We start from the raw sequence: 22,449 nt of genomic DNA, 5'->3' as shown, positions 1-22,449 counted from the left end.
CGACCGGTATCGCCCGCCACGGCCGGCGACCCGGCCGGCGCCTCGGCGGACGCCGCTGGCCGGTGCCGCTGGCGCTGGCCGGGGTGCTGGTGATGATCGCCGTCACGGTCGCCGCTCTACGGTTCGTCCCCGACGCGCCGCTGGCCAGCGCCGCCGGGCAGCCCGCCGCCGGGCAGTGGCACGACGGCGTACCGCAGTCGGATCCCACACCCACCCCGCAGGCCAGCCCGACGCTGCCACCGCTGGCGGTGGCGCCGGCCGACGTACGACTCGACGTCGACGGCTGGTGGTCGTGGGCGCTGCTCGACCAGCGCACCGGGGAGATCCACGGGTCGGCCAACCTGGCCGAGACCAGCACCACCGCGTCGTTGATCAAGGCCTGGATCGGTGCCGACTACCTGCGCCGGGCCGCCGAGGACGGCCGTACGCCGGACGACTACCGGATGTACCAACTGGAGATCATGATCCGGGACAGCGACAACGCGGTGGCCGAGCAGCTCTGGCAGGAGATCGGCCGGTCGGCGGCGATCGACCGGATGATCGACATCTGCGGACTCACCGACAGCAGCTCCACCGAGAACCGGTGGAGCACCACCCTGCTGTCCCCCCGCGACGTCGCCCGGCTCGGCGCCTGCATCGCCGACGGGCGGGCGGCCGGCGCGACCTGGACGGACTGGTTGCTGACCCAGATGCGTACCGTCCGCAGCCCCGGCGACTTCGGCGTACTGCAGGCCTTCGACGGCGCCGAGGCAGCCGACATCGCCATCAAGAACGGCTGGGTGATCCGCGACGAGGAACGGCAGTGGCACGTCAACTGCCTGGCGATCGGTGACGGCTGGACCATCGGCGTGATGGTCCGCTTCCCGACCAGCCACGACTACAGCTACGGCGGCCAGGTGTGCCAGGACGTGACCGCCCAGCTCCGCGCGGCGGCAGCGACACCTGCGGAGGCAGGGACACCTGCGGAGTCTGCGGCACCGCCGGACGTCGAGGTCGACGGCACGGGCGCAGGGGCGGGCCGGCCGTCAGGCCAGGAAGAACTCCGGGCCGTCGGCGGGTAGCGGCGGCGCCTCGCCGAGCCGGGCGGCCCGACCGGCGAACTCCCGCAGACCGGCCACCTGCCGGTCGCCGAGGGAGAAATCCAACACCCGGAAGTACGACGCCAGCGTCGCCGCGTCGAACGGCTCCCACCGGGCGGCTGCCTGCGCCACGTCGTCGAGCTCGGCCAGGCACAGGTCACGGGAGCGCAGGAAGGCCTGGTGGACCTCCTTGACCCGGCCAGGATGGGCGGCGGCGAAGTCACGGCGGACCGCCCAGACGGCGAACACCATCGGCAGACCGGTCCAGTCCCGCCAGGCCTGCCCCAGGTCGGTGACGGTCAGACCACGGGCGGGGGCCTCGTAGTGCGCCCGCAGCGCGACGTCGCCGATCAGCACCGCCGCGTCCGCCTCCAGCAGCATCTGGGTGAGGTCGGGCGGGCAGGTGAAGAACTCCGGGGTGACCCCGTACCGCTGCGCCAGCAGCATCCGGGCCAGCAACACCCCGGTACGCGAGGTGGAGCCGAGGGCGACCGGCCGGCCCGACAGCTCCTCCAGTGGCCGGGTGGCGACGACGTTCACCGACAGCACCGGGCCGTCGCTGCCCACCGCGATCTGCGGCAGCAACAGCAGCTCGTCGGCGTGCCGCAGGTACTCGACCAGCGAGATCGGACCGATGTCGAGGTCACCGGCGACCAGCGCGGCGCTGAGCCGCTCCGGCGAGTCCTTGTGCAGGTCGACGTCGAGCAGCGCGCCGGAGCGCATCAGCCCCCAGTAGATGGGCAGGCAGTTCAGGAACTGGATGTGCCCGACCCGGGGCCGGCGCAGCTCGCCGCCCGCTCCCCCGTCACCACGACTCATGATCCCCACCGTATCGGGCGGTCCGCCGGGCGGCGCGGGTACACGGCCGGCGAGTGGCGTACCACGCAGTCCGGGGCGACCCGACGACCCGGCCGGATATTCGTCGCCGTTTGCCGGGACAACCCCGTGGCCGCCCGCGAGACGGTAGCAACGAAGGTAGGAACGCGGTAGCATCGCGGTATGAAGGTCAGTGTGAGTCTGCCCGACGACGACCTCGCCTTCGTGGAACGCTATGCCCGCGACCGTGGCAAGACGCGCTCCGCCGTCCTGCACGAGGCCGTCCAGTTGCTGCGTCAGCGCGACCTGGCCGCCGAGTACGAGTCGGCGAACGACGAATGGGTGTCCAGCGGTGAGGCCGACGTCTGGGACGCCGTGACCGGAGACCTGCTGCGGTGAAACGGGGCGACGTGGTCCTGGTCGACCTCAACCCCATCATCGGAGCGGAGGCGGCCAAGCGCCGACCATCGGTCGTGGTCAGCAACGACGCCGCCAACCGCAGCGCGGTGTCGCGCGGCCGGGGCGTCATCACCGTCGCGCCGGTGACCAGCAACACCTCCCGGGTCTACCCGTTTCAGATCCTGCTGCCGCCGGATCCGGGTACCGGGCTGACCGTGGCCTCCAAATGCCAGGCCGAGCAGATCCGCTCCATCGACGTCGCCCGGGTGCATCGCCGGCTCGGTGCGCTCTCCCCGGAGCAGCTCCGGGACCTCGACGCCGCCATCCGGCTGCACCTGGACCTGTGAGGTCGCCGCGCCGGTCCGGACGCCACACCCGGCGGACGGCGTACGGGTCGAAATCGGTGGAGGACGTCGACGACGGCGAGTAGTGTCACTGGTCGCTTGACGGCCATGGTGAACAGGCACCGCTGACGGACGTCACCGCGCCGGGGCCCCGACGGGCGACCCGGACACGCGAGCGAGCACGCCGACGATCCGCGCTGGAGTCCGCATGCCCGTACCAGATCTCGACACCGAACTCGCCACCGAACGCGCCCACCTGGCCGCGTCCCGCGCCGCGCTGCAGCGGATGCGGCAGCGGGCGGAGACCCTCTTCGCCGCCGGGGACACCGTCGCCGGGGACGCGTACACCGCCGAGACCCTCGGCCGGCACCTGTCCCGACGGGTCGCCGAACTGGCCGACGACCCGCACACCCCGCTGTTCTTCGGCCGCCTCGACTTCGGCCCGGCCGACGACGCCACCGCACCGACGGACCAGGCCACCGCACCGACGGACCAGATCACAGGCCGCCACCACATCGGCCGGCGGCACGTCGCCGACGACGCCGGCGAACCACTCGTCCTGGACTGGCGGGCACCGGTCAGCCGCGCCTTCTACCAGGCCAGCGCCGCCGACCCGCAGCAGGTACGGGTCCGCCGCCGGTTCGGCTACGTCGGTGGCGACATCACCGGCTTCGAGGACGAACACCTCGACCGGGGCGAGGAGCTCGGCACCAGCTCCCGCATCCTCACCACCGAGATCGAACGGCCCCGGGTCGGACCGATGCGCGACATCGTCGCCACCATCCAGCCCGAACAGGACGCGCTGGTCCGCGCCGACCTGGGCACCTCGATCTGCGTACAGGGGGCGCCCGGCACCGGCAAGACCGCCGTCGGCCTGCACCGGGCCGCATACCTGCTGTACGCCTACCGGGAGCGGCTGCGCCGCGCCGGAGTGCTGATCATCGGACCGAACCGGGCCTTCCTGGCGTACATCGCGAACGTGCTACCCGCGCTCGGCGAGGTCGAGGTCGCCCAGTGCACGATCGCCGACCTGATCGACGCGGTGCCGGTCCGGGGCGTGGACGACCCCGCCGTCGCCGCGCTCAAACACGACCCCCGGATGGCCGAGGTGCTGCGCCGGGCCGTCGCCGCGTACCTCGGCGAGCCGCAGGAGCCGATCACCGTCGCCGACGGCTCGTACCGCTGGCGGATCGGTGCCGAGGCCCTGCACCGGGTCGTCGCCACGGTCCGCGCCGAGAATCCGCCGTACCTGCTCGGCCGGGAACGGGTGCTGGCCCGCGTCGTCGCGCTGCTGCAACGCCAGGCCGAGACCCGGCGGGCGGAGTCGCCCAGCGACGCCTGGCTGCGGCGGATGGCGCGGGTCGCGCCGGTACGCGGCTTCCTGGACCAGGTCTGGCCCGCACCGACCGCACCGCAGGTGGTGGCGGCGCTGCTCACCGACGCGCGCCGACTGGCCGACGCGGCGACCGGGGTGCTCGACGACGCCGAGCAGGCGGCGCTGATCCGTCCGGCGGCCCGCTCGCTGGGCAGTGTGCGGTGGACCGACGCCGATCTGGTGCTCATCGACGAGGTCGCCGGGCTGCTGCACCGGCCGGCCGGGTTCGGCCACGTCATCGTCGACGAGGCACAGGACCTGTCCCCGATGCAGTGCCGGGTGATCGCCCGGCGCAGCGAACACGGCTCGATCACCCTGCTCGGTGACCTGGCGCAGGGCACCGCCGTGTGGGCGGCCACCGACTGGCGCGACGCCCTGACCCACCTGGGCCGCCCGCAGACCCGGGTGGTGCCGCTGTCGGTCGGGTTCCGGGTGCCGGCGGTGGTGGTGGCGCTGGCGAACCGGTTGCTGCCCGCGCTCGGGGTGGACGTGCCCCCGGGCGTGTCACTGCGGCGCGACGGCTCGCTGTCCGTGCGTACCGTCGCAGACCTGGCGACCGCCACGGTGGCCGAGGTCCGCGCGGCCCTGACGCACGACGGCTCGGTCGGGGTGATCGCCGCACGGGACACGACCGCCGGCCTGCGGGACGCGCTGGCCGCCGCCGGCGTCGCGACCACCGACGTCGACGACCCCGACCCGGCGGTACGGGTGACCGTGGTCGCCGCCACCGACGTCAAGGGCCTGGAGTACGACCACGTGATCGTCGTCGAGCCCGCACAGATCGTCGCCGCCGAGCCACGCGGCCTGCACCGGCTGTACGTCGTGTTGACCCGCGCGGTGTCCCGGCTGGTGGTGCTGCACAGCGCGCCGCTGCCGGACGCACTCGCCGACGACTGACCGGCCGCTGCGCCCCGAACACCGTCCACCAAACACCTTCGGCCACAACGACTTCACTGTCCGCACTCGACTGGGAGTCGGCGTCGGGGCGACCGCGAGTTGCCGTTAGCATGACGCGTTTCTCCCCACACCCTTTCGCCTCAGACCCACCCCGTACCGCCACTGCCCGCCCCCCCACTCACCTGGAAGTCCGAGAATGGCCTTCTCGTCCCCTACCTTCCTGTTCCTGTTCCTGCCGCTGACCCTGCTCGGCTACCTGGCCGCGCCGGCCCGACTGCGCAACCTGTGGCTGCTGGCCGCGAGCATGCTCTTCTACTTCTGGGGTGCCGGCGGTGAAATCGGCGTCCTGCTCTACGTGGGGCTGATCAGCTTCTTCGGGGCGTTGATCGGATGGCGGGCCGGGCGACGGGCCCAGGCCGCGCAGGACGCCGGGGGCCGGGCCGCAATGCCGAAGGCCGCGATCGTTTCGCTGATCGCGTTGCTTCTCGTACCACTCTTCCTCTTCAAATATCTGCCACCCCTGGCCGACTTCGCGGACTCGATCGGGTGGAGCGACCGGTTCGGCGTCGGTCCGGTCACCTGGGCGCTGCCGCTGGGTATCTCGTTCTTCACCTTCCACGCCATCTCGTACGTCGTGGACACCGCCCGGGGCGCGATCCCGGCAGAACGGTCGCTACGCGACTACCTGCTCTACCTCTTCCTCTTTCCACACCAGATCGCCGGCCCGATCGTCCGGTACGCGGAGATCGTCGACGAACTGAAGAGCCGCCGCGACGTGCACCTGGAAATGGCGGTGTACGGGATCACCCGATTCGCCTGGGGTCTGGCGAAGAAAGTGTGCATCGCCGATTCCGCAGGTATCGTCGCGGACGCCGCTTTCGGTTCGGCAGGCGGTGACATGTCCGCCCCGACGGCATGGCTGGCCGCCGTCGCCTACACCGTCCAGATCTATTTCGACTTCAGCGGATACTCCGACATGGCGATCGGGCTGGCCATGTTGTTCGGGTTCCGCTTCCCGGAGAACTTCCGGGCGCCGTACACCGCGCTGGGGCCGGCGGACTTCTGGCGGCGCTGGCACATGACGCTCTCCCGGTGGTTCCGGGACTACGTCTACATCCCGCTCGGCGGCAGTCGACACGGGCTCCGGCGGGAGTACGCGGCCCTGCTGATCACCTTCCTGCTCACCTCGCTGTGGCACGGCGCCACCTGGCCGTTCCTGGTCTGGGGCGGGCTGCACAGCCTCGGTCTGTTGGTCGAGCGGATCACCGGCGTTCGTGACAGCACCCGGCTGACCTGGCTACGTCGAGTGGTGACCGCCGTGTTCATCATCGCCGCCTGGGTCCCGTTCCGGTCCCAGACGATGACCCAGACCGGGCAGATCTGGAACGCGATGGTGACCGGCGGGCTGGCCGCGCCACCGCCGGTGGTGCTGGTCACGCTCACCCCGTTGACCGTCGCGGCGATCCTGCTGGGCGTGGCCGCGTTCTTCGCGCCCCGGTCGACGACCGGTTTCCAGTTGGTGCACGGCCAGTTCCAGGGCTTCCGCATGCGGGTGGCCACCGTCACCGCCCCGGTGCTGCTCGGCGTGGCGGTCGTGGGCGCGCTCTGGATCGACTTCAGCCCGTTCCTCTACTTCCAGTTCTGAGGATTCCGATGACCCAGACGCCGAATCTCGCACGCGACCGTGGGCAGACCGACAGCCCGGGCACCACGACCGACCCCGGCGACCCGGCCGACGGTACGGCGCAGGCCGGTCGGCGTAGTCGACTCGCGGCCCGGCTGCTCACCCTCGGGCTGGCGGCACTACTGCTGGTGCCGACCCTGATGAGCATCCGGGATGCCGACGACGCGGTGGAGAACCGGGCCTCGGTGCCCTTCCCCGAGCTGAACTCCGACACGGTCGCCGACACCGACACCTACCGCCAGTTCGACGCGGCCCTGCGGGACCGGCTGACCCTGCGGCGTCAGGTGGTCAAGGCGGTCGGCAAAGTCGGGTACGACGGGCTGGGGACCAGCTTCAGCAGCAGGGTCTACGTCGGCGAGGACCAGGTGCCGTTCTTCACGGAGGACTTCACCAAACCCTGCCTCACGCCCTTCGACGCCGAGGCGGTCGACGCCCGCCTGCGGTCGTTCGAGGAAACCGCCCGGGCCTCCGGCAAGGACGTGCTCTTCGTCGTCGCGCCGGACAAGACCTCCGTACTGCGGCACAAGCTCGGCTGGCCGGCGGACGTGCTGATGGTCTGCGCCGACCCGGTGCGGGAGCAGTCCCAGGCACAGTGGGGCGACGACCACGCCGGGCCGGTGGTGACCCTCTGGCCACAGTTCGCCGAAGCGGAGCTGGCCGAACCAGGTCGGATCTGGCAGACCGGCGACAGCCACTGGAGCTACCAGGGCGCGATGATGTTCACCCGTGCCGTACTTGAGCGACTGGCCGTCCGGGGCGGTGCGCCGGACGAGCTGCGCGACGCACCGGGCGCGCAGCAGCGGCCCGACCGGAGCCTGGCCGGCGACCTCTACCCGCTGATGGGCATCCCCCGCAAGGACAAGGTGGCGAACTGGGTCGTGCGCCGGGAGGGTGTCACCGTGGAGACCACGGCCACCGAGCTGGCCTCGGGGCGTACCGAGCGGGTCCACACCACGGTCGCCCCGGACGGTACGCCGATGGTGCCCGGTCGGACCCTGGTGGTGTACGACTCGTTCTTCTACCTGGCCGAGGCGCAGCTGACACCGTACTTCGCGCAGCTGCACACCTTGCACTGGGACGATTTCCTGCCGATGGCCCGCGCCGGTCAGGTGCCGGAGTTCGACCGGGTCATCTTCCAGAGCGTGCAGCGCAGTTGGCCGCAGCGGACCGTCGACCAGCTACCGGATCCGGCGGTCACCGCCACGCTCATGGCCGGGCTGGGCGCGCCGGCCAGCCCGTCGGCGGCGCTAGCAGACGACTGAGTGTGACCACCCCGGACCCGCCCCGGTCCGGCACCGACCGCTGCGGAACAATCGCCAGGTGAGCGAGGAGAAGTCGACCGGCGGCGGGCTGCGCCGGCTGCTCGCCTTCCTGCTCGCCGTCGTACCGGTCGCCCTGGTGCCGATCACCGCCGAACTGCTGCGCCACCGGCTGCCGCACCGGCTGCCGATGCACTGGAACGCCGCCGACGTGGTCGACGCGACGAGTTCGCTGACCAACAGCGTCACCGGGTACACGATCGGGGCCTCCGTCGGGGCGGTGCTCGCCGCCGTCGGCGTGCTGCCGCTGGGGCTGCGGTGGCGGCTCCGCCGGTGGCTGATCACCATCGGGGCGGCGGTGGCGGCCTTCGTCGCCGCGATCTGGCTGACCACCGTGTCGCTGTCGATCGACGTACTGGATCCGGCGCAGGCACCGGCACCGAGCTGGCACGTGCCGGCGCTGCTGATCGGCGTCAGCGGCTGGACCTTCGCGGCGTACCGGGCCTGCGGCCCACCACCGGCGGCACCGGCCGCAGCCGGCCGACCCGCCGCCGACCTGCCCCGGGTGCCGCTGCCGCCCGGTACGGGCAGCTGGACCGCGCCGGCGGCGGTGTCCCGTCACGGGTTCTGGCTGCTGGTCCCGCTGCTGCTGCTGACCGCGCTGGTCGCGTTCTGGCTCAACATCTGGGCGGCCAGCCCGGCGCTGTTCGCCGCAGCGCTGGTGGGCCTGACGCTGGTCAACCGGCTGAGCATCGACCGGACCGGCATCCACATCGGGTTCGGCCCGTTCGGCTGGCCCCGGCTGACGGTCCCGGCGCGGGAGATCGCCGGCGCGGTCGAAACCACCGTCCGGGTAGCCGAGTGGGGCGGCTGGGGATACCGGCTGCATCCCGACATGCGGGGTCGTGGCCTGATCACCGGATCCGGCCCGGGGGTGCGGGTCGAGCTGTCCGGCGGGCGCTACCTCGTGGCGAGCACCCGGGACGCGGCGACCGTGGCCGGCCTGGTCAACACCGTCGCCGACCTCGTCGAACGCTGAACCGCAGCCGCCGGGGTCAGATCCCGGTGGGCCAGCCACTGGACGACTGACCGGACGGGTTGAACGCCGCGTGCAGTGCGGCCGCCACCCGGTCCTGGGCCTGCACCGCCACGTCCAGCACCGCCCCCATGCCGAAGAACTCATGCGGTACGCCGTCGTAGTGGATGTGCTCGACCGGCACCCCGGCGGCCCGCAGCCGGGCGGCGAACTCCTGCCCCTGGCTGCGCAGCGGATCCCGCTCCACGGTGATCACCACCGCTGGCGGCAGTCCGGCGAGGCGCTGCACCGGCACGTCGAGCAGCGCCACCCGGGGATCGGCGAGCAGCTGCGCCGACGGGAAGGTGTGCCGGGCGAACCAGCTCAGCATCGCCCGGTTCAACGGTGCCGCGTCGGCGGCGTCCACGGTCGAGTCGTCATCGACGACGATGCTGGTCAGCGGGTAGATCAGCACCTGGAGCAGGGGCAGCCGTTCGCCGGCGTCACGCAGTTGCAGGCAGGTCGCCGCCGCCATGTTGCCGCCGGCTGCCTCCCCGGCGATCGCGATCCGCTGCGGATCCCCGCCGATCTCCCCGGCGTTGGCCAGCAGCCACCGGGTGGCGGCGAGGACGTCGTCGTGGGCGGCGGGGAAGGGATGCTCCGGCGCGTGCCGGTAGTCGACGGCGACCACCATGCACCGCTCCCGGTTGCACAGCGCCCGGGGGGTGGCGTCGTAGGTGTCCAGGCTGCCGACCACCCAGCCGCCGGCGTAGAGGTAGACCAGCACCGGCAGGCCGGCCGACGGTGAGGCCGACGTCGGCCGGTACACCCGCAGGGTCAGCCCGCCGCCGGGCCCGTCGATCACGTAGTCGAAGACCGAGTCGACCGGTTCCCGTTCGTCGAGGTCGCCCCGGTCGGCGCGGATCCGGGCCACCGCGTCGGTGAGCGTCGGCTGCCGGCGGGCCTCCGCCGGGTCGAGGATCTCGGTCGGCCGGGGCCCCAGCGCGGCGAACGCGTCCAGCAGCGCCTGCGACTGCGGCTCCAGCAACCCGGAGGCGTCGGTGGCGACCCAGCCGCGCCGCCCCGACGTCCGGTCCCGCAGCCGGTCGAGCAGCGCGGTCGGCCCGCCCAGCAGCCGACCGCCCCGGGCGGTGTTCGGTGCCTGCGGGTGCGGGTGCGTCGGTGCCCGGTGCTTGGCGGCGCTGAACTGCTCCCCCAGCTGCGCCATCCGCTGCGGTCCGACGGCGGCCCGCAACGCCGGCAGCAGGATGCCCTCCTGCTCGGTGGCCTGCCGCCGGACGTCGGCGATCAGGTGGTTGAGCGCCTCCTCGAAGTCCAGGTTGCCGGGTTTGGACCGGTCGATCTCCGCCGCCGCCTCCTTGATCCGTTGCCGGGTGTCCCGGCCCCGGCCGATCAGATCGGCCACCGCTTCGGCCGGCAGCCCGCCGGCAGCCATCCGCTGCGCCACCTCGGGCTCGTCGAGTACCGGGTCGAGGGTCTGCTCCTCGGCGACCAGGTGCATGGACATCCGGAACACCACCTGGTCGGCGAGGATCCGCCGGTCCCCCTGGCCTGCCTCCAGCCGCTGGAAGATCCGGTCCAGCAGGATGTGGTCGTCGCGGATCGCCCGGTCGATGTCACCCGGCAGTGCCTCGATCACTTGTCCCATCGCTCCCCCTGGTCGCGTCCGTCCCGCGCGCCACCGCCGCTGGGTGGCCGCCCGCCTGTGGCGCGGATACCCGACACCGCGCCTAAGATTCGCCGTACCGCCGGTCGTTTCGGCCCGATCGCGCGCGCCACGGCCCGGTCGGGTGCCACGATGCGGTCAGTGGGGTGCGCCCGACGTCCCGCAGGAGGAGAGGCCGTCATGTCCGTCGCCGCAGCCGGGGTCCCCGCCTGGGTCGATCTCGGCACCCCCGACCTGGCTGGTGCGATCCGGTTCTACGGCGAACTGTTCGGCTGGACCGCCCGGATGCCCGATGAGCCGGACGGTGAGGGGTACGTCCTGTTCAGCAAGGACGACAAGCTGGTCGCCGGTGCCGGCGCGGTCTCCACCGACGGGCAACCGCCCACCTGGACCACCTACATCGGCACCCTGGACGCCCAGGCCACCGCCAAACTGGTGGAGTCGGCCGGCGGCACCGTACTGATGCCGCCGTTCGACGTGCTGGACCGGGGGCGGGCCGCCGTCTTCACCGACCCGGGCGGTGCCAGCTTCGCCGTCTGGCAGCCGGTCGGGATGGTCGGTGCCGAGTTGATGAACGTGCCCGGTGCGCTCTGCTGGAACGAGCTGACCACCCGCGACCCCGACGGTGCCAAGGAGTTCTACGGCGAGGTGTTCGACTGGGAGGTACGCGACACCCCGTTCCCCCCGATCATGTACACGGAGTGGCTGGTCGAGCAGCAGCCGGTCGCCGGGATGATGCCGATGGTCGGCGACGACTGGCCGGCCGAGCTGCCCGCCCACTGGATGGTCTACTTCGCGGTCAACGACTGCGACGCGACCGTCGAACACGCCACCGCGCTCGGTGGCACCGTGTCAGTCGCCCCCACCGACCTGCCGCACGGCCGGTTCGCCGTGCTCCACGACCCGCAGGGGGCGTTCTTCTCGGTCATCCGCATCGCCGGGGACTGACGGCTGCCCGGTCGCGTGGGTCGACCGGTCGCGGACCGGGACGACCAGCGGGCCGTGGGCGCCCGGCAGCACCCGTACCCGGGCCCGGTAGTAGCGGGCCAGGTTCTCCTCGGTCAGCACCTGCGCCGGTGGGCCGTCGGCGACCGCACGGCCGGCGGCGAGCAGCACCAGCCGGTCGGCGTACTCACCGGCCACCGACAGGTCGTGCATGGTCGCCAGCACGGTCAGCCCCCGGTCGCGGCGCAGCTCGTCGACCAGCTCCAGCACCTCCTGCTGGTGGCCGATGTCCAGCGCACTGGTCGGCTCGTCGAGCAGCAGCAGCGGGGCCTGCTGGGCGAGCGCCCGGGCCAGCAGCACCCGCTGGCGTTCGCCGCCGGACAGGGTGCTCAGCTGCCGGTGCGCGAACCCGGACAGGTCGAGCCGGTCCAGCACCTCGTCGACCACCGCCAGGTCGGCGGCCGATTCCCGGCCCAACGGCGGGACGTACGGGGTCCGTCCGAGCAGGACGTACGCGGCGACGGCCATCCCGGCGGGCACCACAGGGGACTGCACGACGGTGGCGACCCGCCGTGCCCGGTCCCGCCGGCCGAGCCGGGCGATCGGCGTACCGAACAGCTCCAGGGTGCCGGTGGCCGGCACCAGCCCGCCGACCGCCCGCAGCAGGGTCGACTTGCCGGCACCGTTGGGGCCGATCACGGCCACCCACTCCCCGGCGCGCACCGTCAGGTCGACTCCGTCGAGCACCGGCGTACGGTCGAGGCGTACCCGCAGGTCACGAACCTGGACCACGACGGAGTCGGCGACGGGACCGGCAGGGTCGGGGGCGGATCGGGCGGTCACAGCGTCACCGTCCGGCGGGTGGTGCGCAGCACCAGGACGAAGAACGGGGCACCGAAGAAGGCGGTGACCACGCCGATCGGGATCTCGGCGGGGGCGGCGACGGTCCGCGCCACGACGTCGGTGACGGTCAGGAACGCACCGCCGAGCAGCATCGACAGCGGCAGAATGACCCGGTAGCTGCTGCCGACCACCAACCGGACCAGGTGCGGCACGATCAGCCCGACGAACCCGATCAGCCCGGAGACCGACACCGCCGCCGCGGTGCCCAGCGACGCCGCAGCGAGCAGCAGATAGCGGGACCGCTGCGGGTGCAGCCCGAGGCTCGCGGCCTCCTCGTCGCCGACCGACAGTACGTCGAGTTCCCGGCCGTGCACCAGCACCACCAGGCCGGCCAGCACCGCGTACGGGGCGATCAGCCGCACCTCGTGCCAGCCGTCGGTGGCGAGCCGGCCGAGCAGCCAGGAGTAGACCTCCCGGATCGTGTCGACGTGCCGTTGCAGCAGGTAGGTCTGGCCGGCGGCGAGGAACGCCGAGACCGCGACGCCGGCCAGGATCAGCGTCGCGGTGGACCGGTCCCGGCCGCCGGCCGCGCCGAGCAGGTAGGTCAGCGCGACCGCGCCGACGGCGCCGACGAAGGCGGCCACCGGTACGGTGACCGGCAGCCCGGTCAGCACTCCGGTGCCGGGGCGAAGCGCGATCACCGCAGTCACCGCCAGCCCGGCCCCGGCGGCGACCCCGAGCAGGTGCGGGTCGGCCAGCGGGTTGCGGAACACCCCCTGGTAGCAGCCGCCGGCCAGGGCCAGCATGCCGCCGACCAGCAGCGCCAGCACCACCCGGGGCAGCCGCAGCTGGGTGACGATCGCGGCCTGCCGGTCAGTCAGTCCACTGTCGAGCTCCACCCCGGGGAGTTGGTCGAGCAGTTCGACGCCGACCGCCAGCGGCGGCAGGCTGGCCGGGCCGAAAGCGAGCCCGGCCAGCACCGCCAGGACGACGGCGGTCACCGCTGCGGCGAACCAGCCGACGGTCAGGCCCGGCCGGTGGCGGCCGCCGTCCAGTCCGCCCGCCGACGGCCGGCGGGCCGTCCGGAGCATGTCAGTTCGTCGCCGCGTCGACCGCGTCGACGATCGCCCGGACCAGGTCGACGACGCGCGGGCCCCACCGGGAGGCGATGTCGTCGTCGAGTTCGACCACCTGGCCGGCCTGTACGGCGGTGATCGTGGACCAGCCGGCGCGGGCCGCCACGGTCTGCGCGTCCTGCTCGCAGCACTTGGTGTCGGCCAGGAAGATCAGGTCCGGGTCGGCGTCGATCAGCGCCTCGGCGGACAGCTGCGGGTAGCCGCCGGCGTCGCCCTGCGGGTCGGCCGCGTCGGCGATGTTGGTCAGCCCCACCATGGCGAACAGCGAACCGACGAAGGTCTGGCTGGTCACCGTGTAGAACGTCGGGTCCAGCTCGTAGTAGTAGGTCAGCGGCTCGGCCAGCTCCGGCGCGTCGGCGACCAGCTTGTCGATCTCCGTACGCATGCTGTCGGCCAGGTCGGCCGCCGCGTCCGGATGCCCGGTGAGCGCGCCCAGTTCGGTGATCTGGCGGTACGTGTCCTCCAGGGTGACCGCCGCGTCGGCGACGTACACCGGGACCGACAGCCGTTCCAGCCCGGCCACCACCCCGTTGGCGTCGGTGGAGAGCACCACCAGGTCGGGCTCGTAGGTGACGATCGCCTCGACGTTCGGGGTGAACCCGGACAGATCGGTGGTCGGTGCCTCGGCCGGGTGGTTGGAGTTGTCGTCGACGGCGGCTACCTGGTCACCGGCGTCGATCGCGAAGAGCATCTCGGTCAGCGTCGGCGACAGCGAGACGATCTTCTCCGGCCGTACGTCGAGGGTCAGGTCGCCGACGGTGACCGGGAAGCTGGCCCCCGCCTGCGGGCTCGCGCCGGGCTGTGCGTCGTCGGCGTCGCCGGAGCCGCAGCCGGCCAGGGCGAGCGTGGCGGCGGCGGTGACCGCAGCGGTACGCAGCAGCGCCGCCCGCAGCCGATATGGTGTCCTCATTGGTCCTCCTGTCGGTCGAGGGGTGCTGCTTCGCCGACAGGTCCGGGGTGCCGCTGGGCTGGCCCCGGCCAGGTTGGCGAGGCGCCCTTCCTCGAGAGCGCGGTTCGCGACCACACCGCAGGCGACCTGGCTCACCCCGGGCGGCGCTCGCCGGTCGGGGCATCACAGTTGCGGGACAGCGCCGGGTTCTCACCGGCTTCGCTGCGGGGCGGTCGCTAGCACGGTAACCCACCGGTGCCGCCGGGTCGTCATCGCGACAGCCCAGGGCTGCCGTACGGTGATGTTCGCCGCACGGCAGCCCTGGTCGTAGAAGGGTGTCGCAGGAGGGTCAGGAGCGGGTGATCGTCACGTTGTCGATGGCGGCCTCGACCAGGCTGGCGGTGGAGGTGTCCGCCGCCTGGACCAGGATGCGCACCGACTGGCCCGCGTACGGGGTCAGGTTGTAGCTGTTGGTCGACCAGGATCCGTACCGGTTGCTGGCCGCCCCGGACTGGTTGAGCAGGGTGGTGGTGCCGCCGCTGTGGACCACGCTGACCCGCAGGTAGTCGGCCGACGACGAGTTGTTGAGGTGGGCGAGGTACCACGCCAGGGACAGCGTGAGGGTGCCGCTCGACGGCAGCGAAATCGCCGGCGACTGGGCGCTGGTGACCCCGCCGTCGACGTCGTGCACACCGGCGGAGCTACCGGCGAGCCGGCCGGTGACCAGGCTGTTGCTGCCGGCGTAGGCGGTCAGCTGCAGGGCCCCGCCGGAGCTGGTGGCCTGCGCCACGCCGCGCTCGAACTGCCCGGCGGTGGCGGTGTCGGTGCCGGCCGGGTTGGTCGTCCAGCCGGTGGCGGTCTCGAAGGTGTCCGACCAGACGGTGGTGCCCGGGTCGGGGTCCGGGTCGCCGCCGCCGCCGCAGTACTGGGACTGCTTGCCGATCGCCCGGTACGGACAGTCGGCGTACTCGCTGAGGATCAGCACCGCGTCCCGGTTGCGGGTGGTCTCCCGGTTGATGACCGAGGCGGGCGGGTAGAAGCCGCCGCCGGCGGCACCCCGGGGGTAGAGCTCGAAGGTGTACGCCCAGATGCCGTGTTGGGCCCACATCCAGTCGATGCTGCTGCCGTCGGTGATGTAGAGGTCCGACGATTGCTCCGGGGTGTAGCCGTTGGTGGCCGCCATCTGGCCGCCGATGGTGGCGAAGGTGTTGTACTGGTCGGCGGTCATCCCGGTGGTGGTGTTGGCGGTGGTGTGCCCGAACGGCCAGAGCACCAGCTCCGAGTAGGAGTGGAAGTCGATGTTGGCCTTGATCTGCTGGGTGCCGCCGACGACCCGGCTGTTGACGAAGTTGCGCAGCGCCTGGGTCTCCGGGGCGGAGAACGCCGACGGGCCACGGTAGGTGTCCGACGACGGCGATCCGGAGGAGCCGCCGCAGCAGCCCCACAGGTAGCCCCAGTTACGGTTGAGGTCGGTGCCGACGAACGACGACCCGCTGTTGGGTTGCCGGTTCTTTCGCCAGGACCGGTACGAGCCGGTGGCGATGTCGTACTCGCTGCCGTCCGGGTTGACACTGGGGATGATCCACAGTTCCCGGTTGTTGACGATGTTGGTGATCCGCGAGTCGCTGCCGTAGCTGTCGGTGAACAGGTTCAGCAGGTAGATCGCCATCTCGACGGTGAGGTGCTCGCGGGCGTGCTGCTGGGAGTTGAACAGGATCTCCGGTTCGTTCTCGTCGGTGCCGACGTTGTCGGAGATCTTGACCGCCATCAGGTCACGACCCTCGTACGACGTACCGATGCTGACCTTGCGGGCGATGCTCGGATGGTCCGCGACCACCTGGTTCACGGCGGCGGTCATCTCCGCGTAGTTGTGGTACGCCGAGTCCGACGGCGGGAAGTCCAGGGTGCCCACGTCGTCGGTGGCACGGACCGGGGCACGGACCGCTTCGACGTCGAAGCCGAGCGCCTGGATCGCCGTGACCTCGTTGCGGGTCGCGGTGACGTTGATGACGCCGTGTTCGATGAAGTCGATGGCGGCGCCGGTCTTCGCCACCGCGTCGCGGTCGGCGAAGGTCTTCGGCCCGAGGACCCGGTACGGACCGGCGATCGAGTCCCGGTCGACGCCGCTGGGCTTGGGATCGGCCGATACCGGGCCGGTCACGACGGCGAACAGGCCGACGACGGTGGCGATCAGCAGGACGGTGGTCCTGCGCCACGAGCCGGCGGCGTTCGCAGATGGTGCGCGGAATCGCATGTAGACCTCCTGGGGGTGGGGAGGACTCCGCTAGTGAGCACAACTGCACCATTAGTCACATGGTCATATCAATATCCATTACCCTCAGTTCCATGCCAAGCTGATCATCACACGGTGCGGATACTTCGCGTACCGGACAGCACGCAGCGGAGTGTCCGCAGCTCACAGCAGTTTGTCGAGGGTGATGGGGAGATCATGCACCCGGATCCCGGTGGCGTTGTAGATGGCGTTGCCGATCGCTGCCGCCGACCCGACGGTGCCGAGTTCACCGACGCCACGCGCACCGAGACCGTTGACGACCGGGTCGGGCCGGTCGATGAAGTGAACGTCGATGACCGGAATGTCGGCGTTGACGGGGACCATGTAGTCGGCCAGGTTGCTGGCGGCCAACCTGGAATCATCGATCATCTCCGAACGGCGTCGGACGGGGCGCGCCGGGTGGAACCCGGTGGCGGGCAACCGGTCGGCTGCCCTTCCACCCTGATCACCGATGTGGATCGTTGCCAGGACCTGTCGATCCCAGGCTAGGGTGGGCCCGATGACGGGTGACCGCCGCCACGCGATGCTGGAACGACTACGCCGGGCGTACGACACGGGCGCCGCCGCCCGCGACCAGCATCCGAAGTCGGCGTGGAAGATCGCCGAGCGATCCGCGTTCGGCGACCGGCTGGCGCGACGCGGGGCCCGGTCCCTGCTGGAGATCGGTGCGGGCACCGGACAGGACAGCCGGTACTTCCAGGAGCAGGGCTTCGACGTGGTCGCCACCGACCTCACCCCGGCGATGGTCGCCGCCTGCCGGGCGAAGGGCCTCGACGCCCGGCTGATGGACGTCCTGGCCATGGACTTCCCGGTGGCGTCGTTCGACGCGGTCTACACGATGAACTGTTTGCTGCACGTGCCGAACGCCGACCTGCCGGCCGCCCTGACGGCGATCGGAGACGTGCTGCGGCCGGGCGGGCTGTTCTTCCTCGGCGTCTACGGCGGCGACGGCAGCGAGGGCGTCGCCGACTGGGACGATCACGACCCGCCCCGGTTCTTCTCGATGCGCACCGACGAACAGATCCGGCGGTACGCCACCGACGTCTTCGACCTCGTCGACTTCCACGCCCTCGACGTCGACGGCGGCTTCCGCTTCCAGTCGCTGACCCTGCGCCGCCCGGCCCAGGCGCCCTGACGCAAGATCAATGTGAGCGTCGTTGCTGTCATCTCGCGCTGTTGACAACAACGACGCTCACATTGATCTTGATCATGCCTGTCGGGAGCACTGTGGAGGCGGCTACGGTTGGGCGCTGTGACGGATCGGAGCTCATGGGTGCCGGGGTGGCGGGTGCGGCTGGCATCCCTGGCGGCCGCTGGCGGGTTCCTCGCGATCGCCCTCGGCATCCGATTGTTGGCCAGTGGGGACGGTGTGCTGGACAGTTCCGGTGTGCTGCAGCAGCACTCCGGCACCGCCCTGTACGCGTCGATGGTCTACGCGGGCGTCTTCGTCCTCGCCCCCCGGGTCACGCCGGTCGTGGCTGGCGTGGTGGCCGTCGCTTTCTGCTGGCTCGTCGAGCTTCTGCAGCTGACCGGGATCCCGGCGGCGCTGTCCGAGCGCAGCGTCATCGCGCGGCTGGTGCTGGGCGTCCAGTTCGACGCCACCGATCTGGCGTGGTACCCGGTGGGCGTACTGCCGTTGGTGCTTATGCACCTCGGCATCGACCGCTGGCGGCGGTACCGCCGCGACCAGCAACCGACGGCCGCCGGCACCGCCCACACCTAGCGCAGGTGTCTACGGTGAAGTCGGGTGGGCCAGGGCCGCCTGGACGATCCGGACCGCTTCGGCGGGGTCGATGCCGACCCGGCTGATGATCGTCGCGTAGTCGCGGGCGGCGCGGCGGGCCTGTTCGAGAGCCTGGTCACCGGCGGCCGAGACGAACGAGCCGGCCCGCCCCCGGGTCTCGATCAGGCCGGCCTCCTCCAACTCCCGGTACGCCCGACCGACGGTGTTCACGGCGAGACCGAGGTCGGCGGCGAGCCGGCGGACCGTCGGCAACCGGGTGCCGACGGCCAGCGACCGGTCCTGGATCTGCTTCGCGAGCTGGGCCCGCAGCTGCTCGTACGGCGGCGTCGGCGACGCGGCGTCGATGACGATCATCGGACGATCATGGCCTGCCGGGCAGTCGCCCCGACGCCGGCGGTCCGGCGGTGGATCAGGGCGAGCGCGGCGACGCCGACCGGGACGAGGCCGATCGCGACGGCGTTCCACCAGCCGAGCGACTCGCCGTACAGGAAGATTGCCGGCAGCGTCCAGACCAGGCTGGGGGTGACCAGGGCGCGGGCGTCGGAGACCCGCATGATGACGTCGGCCGTGAGCGACACCTCGTCCTCGGCGACGGCCGGGGTGGTCAGCACCTGGCGTAGTTGCAGGATGGTGCCGGCACCGGCACCGGCGAGGCCGATGAGGACGACGGCCGCGCCGGCGCGCAGGTCAGGATCGGAGATCGGCAGTACGCTGAGCGCGAGCAGCAGCGCGCCGGCGAACGTCGCGACCGCGAAGACGGCGTACGGCCGGCCCAGCACCGCCTGCCAGCCGAAGCCGACCGGGTGGGCCACCCGTCGGGGCAGCGCGGCGCCGGCCCGCTGATCGGCGCGACGGATCCACCAGCCGAGCAGCCACTGGCCGGTCAGCAGTGCGACCACCAGCGCGGAGAGTGCCAGGAGTCGGAACTCGGCGGACGTGCCGTCGCCGAGCCGGGAGACGTGGGTGAGCGACGCGCCGATCATGAACGTGGCCAGCAGGAGGCTGCCGTAGGAGTTGGCCTGTCGGCGTACGGCCAGCCGCGCGGCGAGCAGCGGGGTCGGCTCCGCCTCGGTCAGCCCGTGCCGGTCCAGCCACTGTCTGGTCTCCGGGTGCGCCGTCTGGCTCATGTCACCACATCCTTATGTCGCAAGACTTGTCCCATGAGCATGCGACAGAGCATGCGACAAAGTCAAGCCCGGCGTGCCGGGTGAAACCGGGAGGCGGGGACCTGCACCTGCGTCTATGGTGAACCGATGGCAGCGGTCAGGCAGTTCCAGGTCACCTTCGACTGCGCCCAGCCGGAGCGCGTCGCCCGCTTCTGGTGCGAGGCGCTGGGGTACGTCGTACCGCCACCGCCACCGGGGTTCACCTCTTGGACGGAGTTCGATCAGGCGCTGCCGCCGGAGCGCCAAGGGTCGGCGTTCGCCTGCGTCGACCCGACCGGCGTCGGCCCACGACTGTTCTTCCAGCGGGTTCCCGAAGGCAAAACCGTCAAGAACCGGCTACATCTCGACGTACGGGTCGGCAGCGGGCTCGTGGGCGACGAACGGGTCGCCGCACTCGAAGCCGAATGCGCCCGGTTGGTCGCGCTCGGCGCGGTACGGGTGGAATTGCTAAGCGCAGATGGTTTTAACGAGTCGTGCCTCGTTATGCGCGACATCGAGGGGAATGAGTTCTGCCTCGACTGAGGATCCGACAGCACCCCTTCCATCGCATCGATCACAATGAAAAGATGAGATCGCTACACGTCGAACTCCCGGCAGCAGGGCACGCGGAGGTCGGCGAACGATCCGATGGGAGTGTCAATGCGAAGACTGACCACATTACTGGTGGCGTTCACGATCGCCATGGCCGGCCTGTTCGCGACCACCGCCGCCCCGGCGTCGGCGGACTACCCGGACCCACCGGGCGGCACGCTGCGCAACGTCTACAGTACCCTCAGCTTCTGTAACTCGTACGGCACCTACGGAGTCCAGAACGGCCTGTGGAGCTCGTACCTCTGCCAGTACCGGGCCTACGGCAACCCGCCCGCCGTCTACTACTTCTTCTGGACGTTCGAGTAGCAGGTGGCTCCTGGGGAGGCTCCACCGTGGGGCTACGGTCTGCTCCCAGCAACGCCCTCACCCACGTCAACCGGGCGTGCGAGACGGGGGCCGGCGAGCGGGGTCGAAGACGCGGGCCATCATCAGGGCGGCCCGGCGCCGACTCACGAAGCGGCTCACGAGCACGCCGAGCCGGTTGCCACCGCCGTCAACGACGATCGGGCCCGGATCCCGGAGCTCAAGGTGCCGCAGCGCGGTCGCGACGACGTCCTCTGCGGCCCGTACCTTCCCTGCGGCCAGCACCGCCGCGTCCGGACCCATCCCGGCCGTGAAGTCGGTGCCGGTGGCTCCGGGGGCGACCGCGAACACCGTCAGGCCGGTGCCACGCAGCTCCGTCCATAGTGACTCGGTGAAGCTGAGCATGAACGCCTTGGCGGCACTGTAGACGGCCATCCGGGGAGTCGGGAAGTACGCGGACACGCTGGCAAGGTTGATGATGAAGCCGTTGGCGGCACCCGTCAGCTGCGGCATGAAGGCCGCTGTCAGCGCGACCGGTGCCATCACGTCAACGGCGACCTCGGCGGTCGACTGACTCGGGTCCACATCGGCAAACAGGGCGAAAGAGCCGATCGCGGCATTGTTGATCAGGCTTGTCACCTCGACGCCCCGGTCGGCGACCACTCGGCGGATCTCGGTTGGCGCACCAGGACTGGACAGGTCCACGGGGACGACCTCGATTCGCACATCAGCAGTGCGGCGCAGCTCGTCCGCAATCGACGCCAACCGGTCGGCGCGCCGCGCGACCAGCACGAGGTTCGCGCCGCGCCCGGCCAGCGCCCTGGCGAAGGCGGCACCGATCCCGGAGCTCGCCCCGGTGAGCAGAACGGTCTGTGAGCGGTAGTCGACAGGCATACGACCAGCCAACGTTCTGCCGGCGGCGGTGTCCAAGACCTGTTTCGCACCCCGTCATGCAACAGGCGCATGACGATCGGGACCCGGGGTCAGCCAACGAGGAGCCGCTCAGCAGAGCGGACGAACTCCGCGACCAACGGGTTGGCGTCCCCGGCGCGGGTGACCACGGCGACCTGGCAGGGCTCGACCTCGTGGATGGCAACGGTGACCAGGTCGGGACGCAGGCTGAACCGCCGGTCATTGGCCGGGACGACGGCGATGGCACTGCCGTCGGCGATGGCTTCGAGTTTGTCGTCGTAGGTGTCGGCCAGCGTGGGGCCGAGCTGGGCGGGACTGCCGTCCGGGCGGGGTTCGAGCCGCCAGAAGCCGGTCCAGTCGGCACCCATGCCGGTGCAGCCGACCAGCGGTTCCGCAGCGATGTCCGCGACGGTCACCGACTCCTTGCCGGCCAGCCGGTGCGCGGCGGGCACGACCAGGACCCGGGGTTCGTCGTATAGGACAGCCACGTCGAGGTCGTCGGCCGGAACCGGCAGCGGCGTACGGATCACCAGGGCGTCGGCCTGCCGGCGCAGCAGTGCGTCGGCGTCCCGGCTGTCGAGGTGGCGGGTGCGGACGTGGGCGTCGGGAAACCGGTGGCGCAGGTCGCGTACAGCGGGGGTGACGATCAGATCGTCGACGTACCCGATGGTGATGGTGCGCTCCGGCGCCGCCGCCCGCGCGGCGAGTACCGCCTGTTCGGCACCGTGCAGTAGCTGCTCGGCACGGGGCAGGAACGCCGAACCGGCGGCGGTGAGCCGGCTGCCCTGGCTGGTGCGTTCCAGCAGGCGTACGCCGAGAGCGTCCTCCAGCCGCTGGATCTGTCGGCTCAGCGACGGCTGGGCGACCCGGAGCTGCTCGGCGGCGCGCGCGAAGTTCAGCTGCTCGGCGACCACGATGAAGTACCGGACCAGCCGCAGGTCCAGATCCGGAAGCATGCCGAAAGCCTACTCGTCATGCAGTTCCTGCATAGCGAGGTCGTGCAGCAGGTCGGTGGAGCGTTCAGTCCGCTGGTCCGCGACGCCATCGGCGGCCCCGACTCCGGCTCCGGCCC

General features: G+C 71.5%; 22 protein-coding genes, 1 pseudogene and 1 riboswitch. Of the genes and pseudogenes, 12 read left to right on the top strand and 11 right to left on the bottom strand.

Annotation, left to right across the window (positions count from 1 at the left end; all coding sequences use genetic code 11):
* The first annotated feature begins 92 nt into the window (after positions 1-92).
* Positions 93-1,061 carry a serine hydrolase gene (locus O7608_RS06110; protein WP_289210801.1) on the top strand — a complete coding sequence of 323 codons (969 nt, stop codon included), beginning with the start codon at positions 93-95 and terminating at the stop codon, positions 1,059-1,061.
* On the opposite strand, the gene O7608_RS06105 is transcribed toward O7608_RS06110, so the two are convergent.
* Positions 1,026-1,898, bottom strand: a complete 873-nt coding sequence (locus O7608_RS06105; RefSeq protein ID WP_289209037.1) for a menaquinone biosynthetic enzyme MqnA/MqnD family protein — start codon at positions 1,896-1,898, stop codon at positions 1,026-1,028. The two genes, O7608_RS06110 and O7608_RS06105, sit on opposite strands and share 36 nt — an antisense overlap.
* A 180-nt stretch (positions 1,899-2,078) precedes the next feature.
* On the opposite strand from O7608_RS06105, the gene O7608_RS06100 reads away from it, so the two are divergent.
* From O7608_RS06100 to O7608_RS06075, 6 genes are all read left to right on the top strand, one after another.
* Positions 2,079-2,294 (top strand): DUF8778 family protein, encoded by a 216-nt coding sequence (locus O7608_RS06100; protein ID WP_289209036.1) that lies wholly within the window; start codon positions 2,079-2,081, stop codon positions 2,292-2,294.
* Entirely contained in the window at positions 2,291-2,641 is a 351-nt protein-coding gene (locus O7608_RS06095) for a type II toxin-antitoxin system PemK/MazF family toxin (RefSeq protein WP_289209035.1), read from the top strand. The genes O7608_RS06100 and O7608_RS06095 overlap by 4 nt, the downstream gene beginning before the upstream one ends.
* Positions 2,642-2,846: 205 nt before the next feature.
* On the top strand, positions 2,847-4,910 hold the full coding sequence (locus tag O7608_RS06090) for a HelD family protein (protein WP_289209034.1): 2,064 nt from the start codon (positions 2,847-2,849) through the stop codon (positions 4,908-4,910).
* Between the two features lie 196 nt (positions 4,911-5,106).
* Positions 5,107-6,555 carry an MBOAT family O-acyltransferase gene (locus O7608_RS06085; protein ID WP_289209033.1) on the top strand — a complete coding sequence of 483 codons (1,449 nt, stop codon included), beginning with the start codon at positions 5,107-5,109 and terminating at the stop codon, positions 6,553-6,555.
* 8 nt (positions 6,556-6,563) lie between these two features.
* Positions 6,564-7,856, top strand: coding sequence for an alginate O-acetyltransferase AlgX-related protein (locus O7608_RS06080; RefSeq protein WP_289209032.1), 1,293 nt, complete (start codon positions 6,564-6,566; stop codon positions 7,854-7,856).
* A gap of 58 nt (positions 7,857-7,914) precedes the next feature.
* Entirely contained in the window at positions 7,915-8,892 is a 978-nt protein-coding gene (locus tag O7608_RS06075) for a hypothetical protein (protein WP_289209031.1), read from the top strand.
* Between the two features lie 16 nt (positions 8,893-8,908).
* Here the strand turns inward: O7608_RS06075 and O7608_RS06070 are convergent, their stop codons facing one another.
* The gene (locus O7608_RS06070) at positions 8,909-10,537 is read right to left on the bottom strand and encodes an alpha/beta hydrolase fold domain-containing protein (protein ID WP_289209030.1); all 1,629 of its coding nucleotides are present in this window, start codon (positions 10,535-10,537) and stop codon (positions 8,909-8,911) included.
* A 198-nt stretch (positions 10,538-10,735) separates the two neighbouring features.
* On the opposite strand from O7608_RS06070, the gene O7608_RS06065 reads away from it, so the two are divergent.
* Positions 10,736-11,503 carry a VOC family protein gene (locus O7608_RS06065; RefSeq protein ID WP_289209029.1) on the top strand — a complete coding sequence of 256 codons (768 nt, stop codon included), beginning with the start codon at positions 10,736-10,738 and terminating at the stop codon, positions 11,501-11,503.
* A gap of 18 nt (positions 11,504-11,521) precedes the next feature.
* Here O7608_RS06065 and O7608_RS06060 read toward each other — a convergent pair.
* The 5 genes and pseudogenes from O7608_RS06060 to O7608_RS06040 form a co-directional block, all read right to left on the bottom strand.
* Positions 11,522-12,292 (bottom strand): annotated as a pseudogene (locus tag O7608_RS06060) (ABC transporter ATP-binding protein); the annotation flags it as partial.
* A 47-nt stretch (positions 12,293-12,339) separates the two neighbouring features.
* Positions 12,340-13,434: a FecCD family ABC transporter permease gene (locus O7608_RS06055; RefSeq protein WP_289209028.1), complete on the bottom strand. Its 1,095-nt coding sequence runs from the start codon at positions 13,432-13,434 to the stop codon at positions 12,340-12,342.
* Position 13,435: 1 nt separating this feature from the next.
* On the bottom strand, positions 13,436-14,389 hold the full coding sequence (locus tag O7608_RS06050) for an ABC transporter substrate-binding protein (RefSeq protein ID WP_289209027.1): 954 nt from the start codon (positions 14,387-14,389) through the stop codon (positions 13,436-13,438).
* A 125-nt stretch (positions 14,390-14,514) separates the two neighbouring features.
* A riboswitch (cobalamin riboswitch) is annotated at positions 14,515-14,586 on the bottom strand.
* Between the two features lie 131 nt (positions 14,587-14,717).
* Entirely contained in the window at positions 14,718-16,622 is a 1,905-nt protein-coding gene (locus O7608_RS06045; RefSeq protein WP_289209026.1) for a M14 family metallopeptidase, read from the bottom strand.
* A gap of 162 nt (positions 16,623-16,784) precedes the next feature.
* Complete coding sequence (locus tag O7608_RS06040) at positions 16,785-17,012, bottom strand: hypothetical protein (RefSeq protein WP_289209025.1); 228 nt, start codon at positions 17,010-17,012, stop codon at positions 16,785-16,787.
* A 148-nt stretch (positions 17,013-17,160) separates the two neighbouring features.
* On the opposite strand from O7608_RS06040, the gene O7608_RS06035 reads away from it, so the two are divergent.
* Both O7608_RS06035 and O7608_RS06030 read left to right on the top strand, forming a co-directional pair.
* Positions 17,161-17,796, top strand: a complete 636-nt coding sequence (locus tag O7608_RS06035; RefSeq protein WP_289209024.1) for a class I SAM-dependent methyltransferase — start codon at positions 17,161-17,163, stop codon at positions 17,794-17,796.
* Positions 17,797-17,949: 153 nt separating this feature from the next.
* Positions 17,950-18,384 carry a ribosomal maturation YjgA family protein gene (locus O7608_RS06030; protein ID WP_289209023.1) on the top strand — a complete coding sequence of 145 codons (435 nt, stop codon included), beginning with the start codon at positions 17,950-17,952 and terminating at the stop codon, positions 18,382-18,384.
* A gap of 9 nt (positions 18,385-18,393) precedes the next feature.
* On the opposite strand, the gene O7608_RS06025 is transcribed toward O7608_RS06030, so the two are convergent.
* Together O7608_RS06025 and O7608_RS06020 are read right to left on the bottom strand one after the other, a co-directional pair.
* A complete protein-coding gene (locus O7608_RS06025; RefSeq protein WP_289209022.1) occupies positions 18,394-18,759 on the bottom strand; it encodes a GntR family transcriptional regulator in 366 nt (121 codons plus the stop codon).
* Positions 18,756-19,532 carry a hypothetical protein gene (locus O7608_RS06020; RefSeq protein ID WP_289209021.1) on the bottom strand — a complete coding sequence of 259 codons (777 nt, stop codon included), beginning with the start codon at positions 19,530-19,532 and terminating at the stop codon, positions 18,756-18,758. The genes O7608_RS06025 and O7608_RS06020 overlap by 4 nt, the downstream gene beginning before the upstream one ends.
* Positions 19,533-19,658: 126 nt before the next feature.
* Between O7608_RS06020 and O7608_RS06015 the strand changes: the two genes are divergently transcribed.
* Positions 19,659-20,093 carry a VOC family protein gene (locus O7608_RS06015; RefSeq protein WP_289209020.1) on the top strand — a complete coding sequence of 145 codons (435 nt, stop codon included), beginning with the start codon at positions 19,659-19,661 and terminating at the stop codon, positions 20,091-20,093.
* Positions 20,094-20,234: 141 nt separating this feature from the next.
* On the top strand, positions 20,235-20,468 hold the full coding sequence (locus O7608_RS06010; protein WP_289209019.1) for a hypothetical protein: 234 nt from the start codon (positions 20,235-20,237) through the stop codon (positions 20,466-20,468).
* 66 nt (positions 20,469-20,534) lie between these two features.
* Here O7608_RS06010 and O7608_RS06005 read toward each other — a convergent pair whose 3' ends face one another.
* Together O7608_RS06005 and O7608_RS06000 are read right to left on the bottom strand one after the other, a co-directional pair.
* Positions 20,535-21,359: an SDR family NAD(P)-dependent oxidoreductase gene (locus O7608_RS06005; protein ID WP_289209018.1), complete on the bottom strand. Its 825-nt coding sequence runs from the start codon at positions 21,357-21,359 to the stop codon at positions 20,535-20,537.
* An 89-nt stretch (positions 21,360-21,448) separates the two neighbouring features.
* Complete coding sequence (locus O7608_RS06000) at positions 21,449-22,333, bottom strand: LysR family transcriptional regulator (RefSeq protein WP_289209017.1); 885 nt, start codon at positions 22,331-22,333, stop codon at positions 21,449-21,451.
* Positions 22,334-22,449: the final 116 nt, after the last annotated feature.

Source organism: Solwaraspora sp. WMMA2056, from assembly GCF_030345095.1.
Taxonomy (GTDB): domain Bacteria; phylum Actinomycetota; class Actinomycetes; order Mycobacteriales; family Micromonosporaceae; genus Micromonospora_E.
The sequence above is the reverse complement of the archived record's forward strand: the minus strand, read 5'-3'. Positions and strand labels throughout refer to the sequence as shown.

Coding starts and splice junctions, on each gene's coding strand:
- O7608_RS06015 (WP_289209020.1), top strand. CDS start 19,659: ATGGCAGCGGTCAGGCAGTTCCAGGTCACCTTCGACTGCGCCCAGCCG.
- O7608_RS06035 (WP_289209024.1), top strand. CDS start 17,161: ATGACGGGTGACCGCCGCCACGCGATGCTGGAACGACTACGCCGGGCG.
- O7608_RS06110 (WP_289210801.1), top strand. CDS start 93: ATGATCGCCGTCACGGTCGCCGCTCTACGGTTCGTCCCCGACGCGCCG.
- O7608_RS06070 (WP_289209030.1), bottom strand. CDS start 10,537: ATGGGACAAGTGATCGAGGCACTGCCGGGTGACATCGACCGGGCGATC.
- O7608_RS06105 (WP_289209037.1), bottom strand. CDS start 1,898: ATGAGTCGTGGTGACGGGGGAGCGGGCGGCGAGCTGCGCCGGCCCCGG.
- O7608_RS06080 (WP_289209032.1), top strand. CDS start 6,564: ATGACCCAGACGCCGAATCTCGCACGCGACCGTGGGCAGACCGACAGC.
- O7608_RS06090 (WP_289209034.1), top strand. CDS start 2,847: ATGCCCGTACCAGATCTCGACACCGAACTCGCCACCGAACGCGCCCAC.
- O7608_RS06065 (WP_289209029.1), top strand. CDS start 10,736: ATGTCCGTCGCCGCAGCCGGGGTCCCCGCCTGGGTCGATCTCGGCACC.
- O7608_RS06100 (WP_289209036.1), top strand. CDS start 2,079: ATGAAGGTCAGTGTGAGTCTGCCCGACGACGACCTCGCCTTCGTGGAA.
- O7608_RS06000 (WP_289209017.1), bottom strand. CDS start 22,333: ATGCTTCCGGATCTGGACCTGCGGCTGGTCCGGTACTTCATCGTGGTC.
- O7608_RS06020 (WP_289209021.1), bottom strand. CDS start 19,532: ATGAGCCAGACGGCGCACCCGGAGACCAGACAGTGGCTGGACCGGCAC.
- O7608_RS06025 (WP_289209022.1), bottom strand. CDS start 18,759: ATGATCGTCATCGACGCCGCGTCGCCGACGCCGCCGTACGAGCAGCTG.
- O7608_RS06085 (WP_289209033.1), top strand. CDS start 5,107: ATGGCCTTCTCGTCCCCTACCTTCCTGTTCCTGTTCCTGCCGCTGACC.
- O7608_RS06055 (WP_289209028.1), bottom strand. CDS start 13,434: ATGCTCCGGACGGCCCGCCGGCCGTCGGCGGGCGGACTGGACGGCGGC.
- O7608_RS06050 (WP_289209027.1), bottom strand. CDS start 14,389: ATGAGGACACCATATCGGCTGCGGGCGGCGCTGCTGCGTACCGCTGCG.
- O7608_RS06045 (WP_289209026.1), bottom strand. CDS start 16,622: ATGCGATTCCGCGCACCATCTGCGAACGCCGCCGGCTCGTGGCGCAGG.
- O7608_RS06005 (WP_289209018.1), bottom strand. CDS start 21,359: ATGCCTGTCGACTACCGCTCACAGACCGTTCTGCTCACCGGGGCGAGC.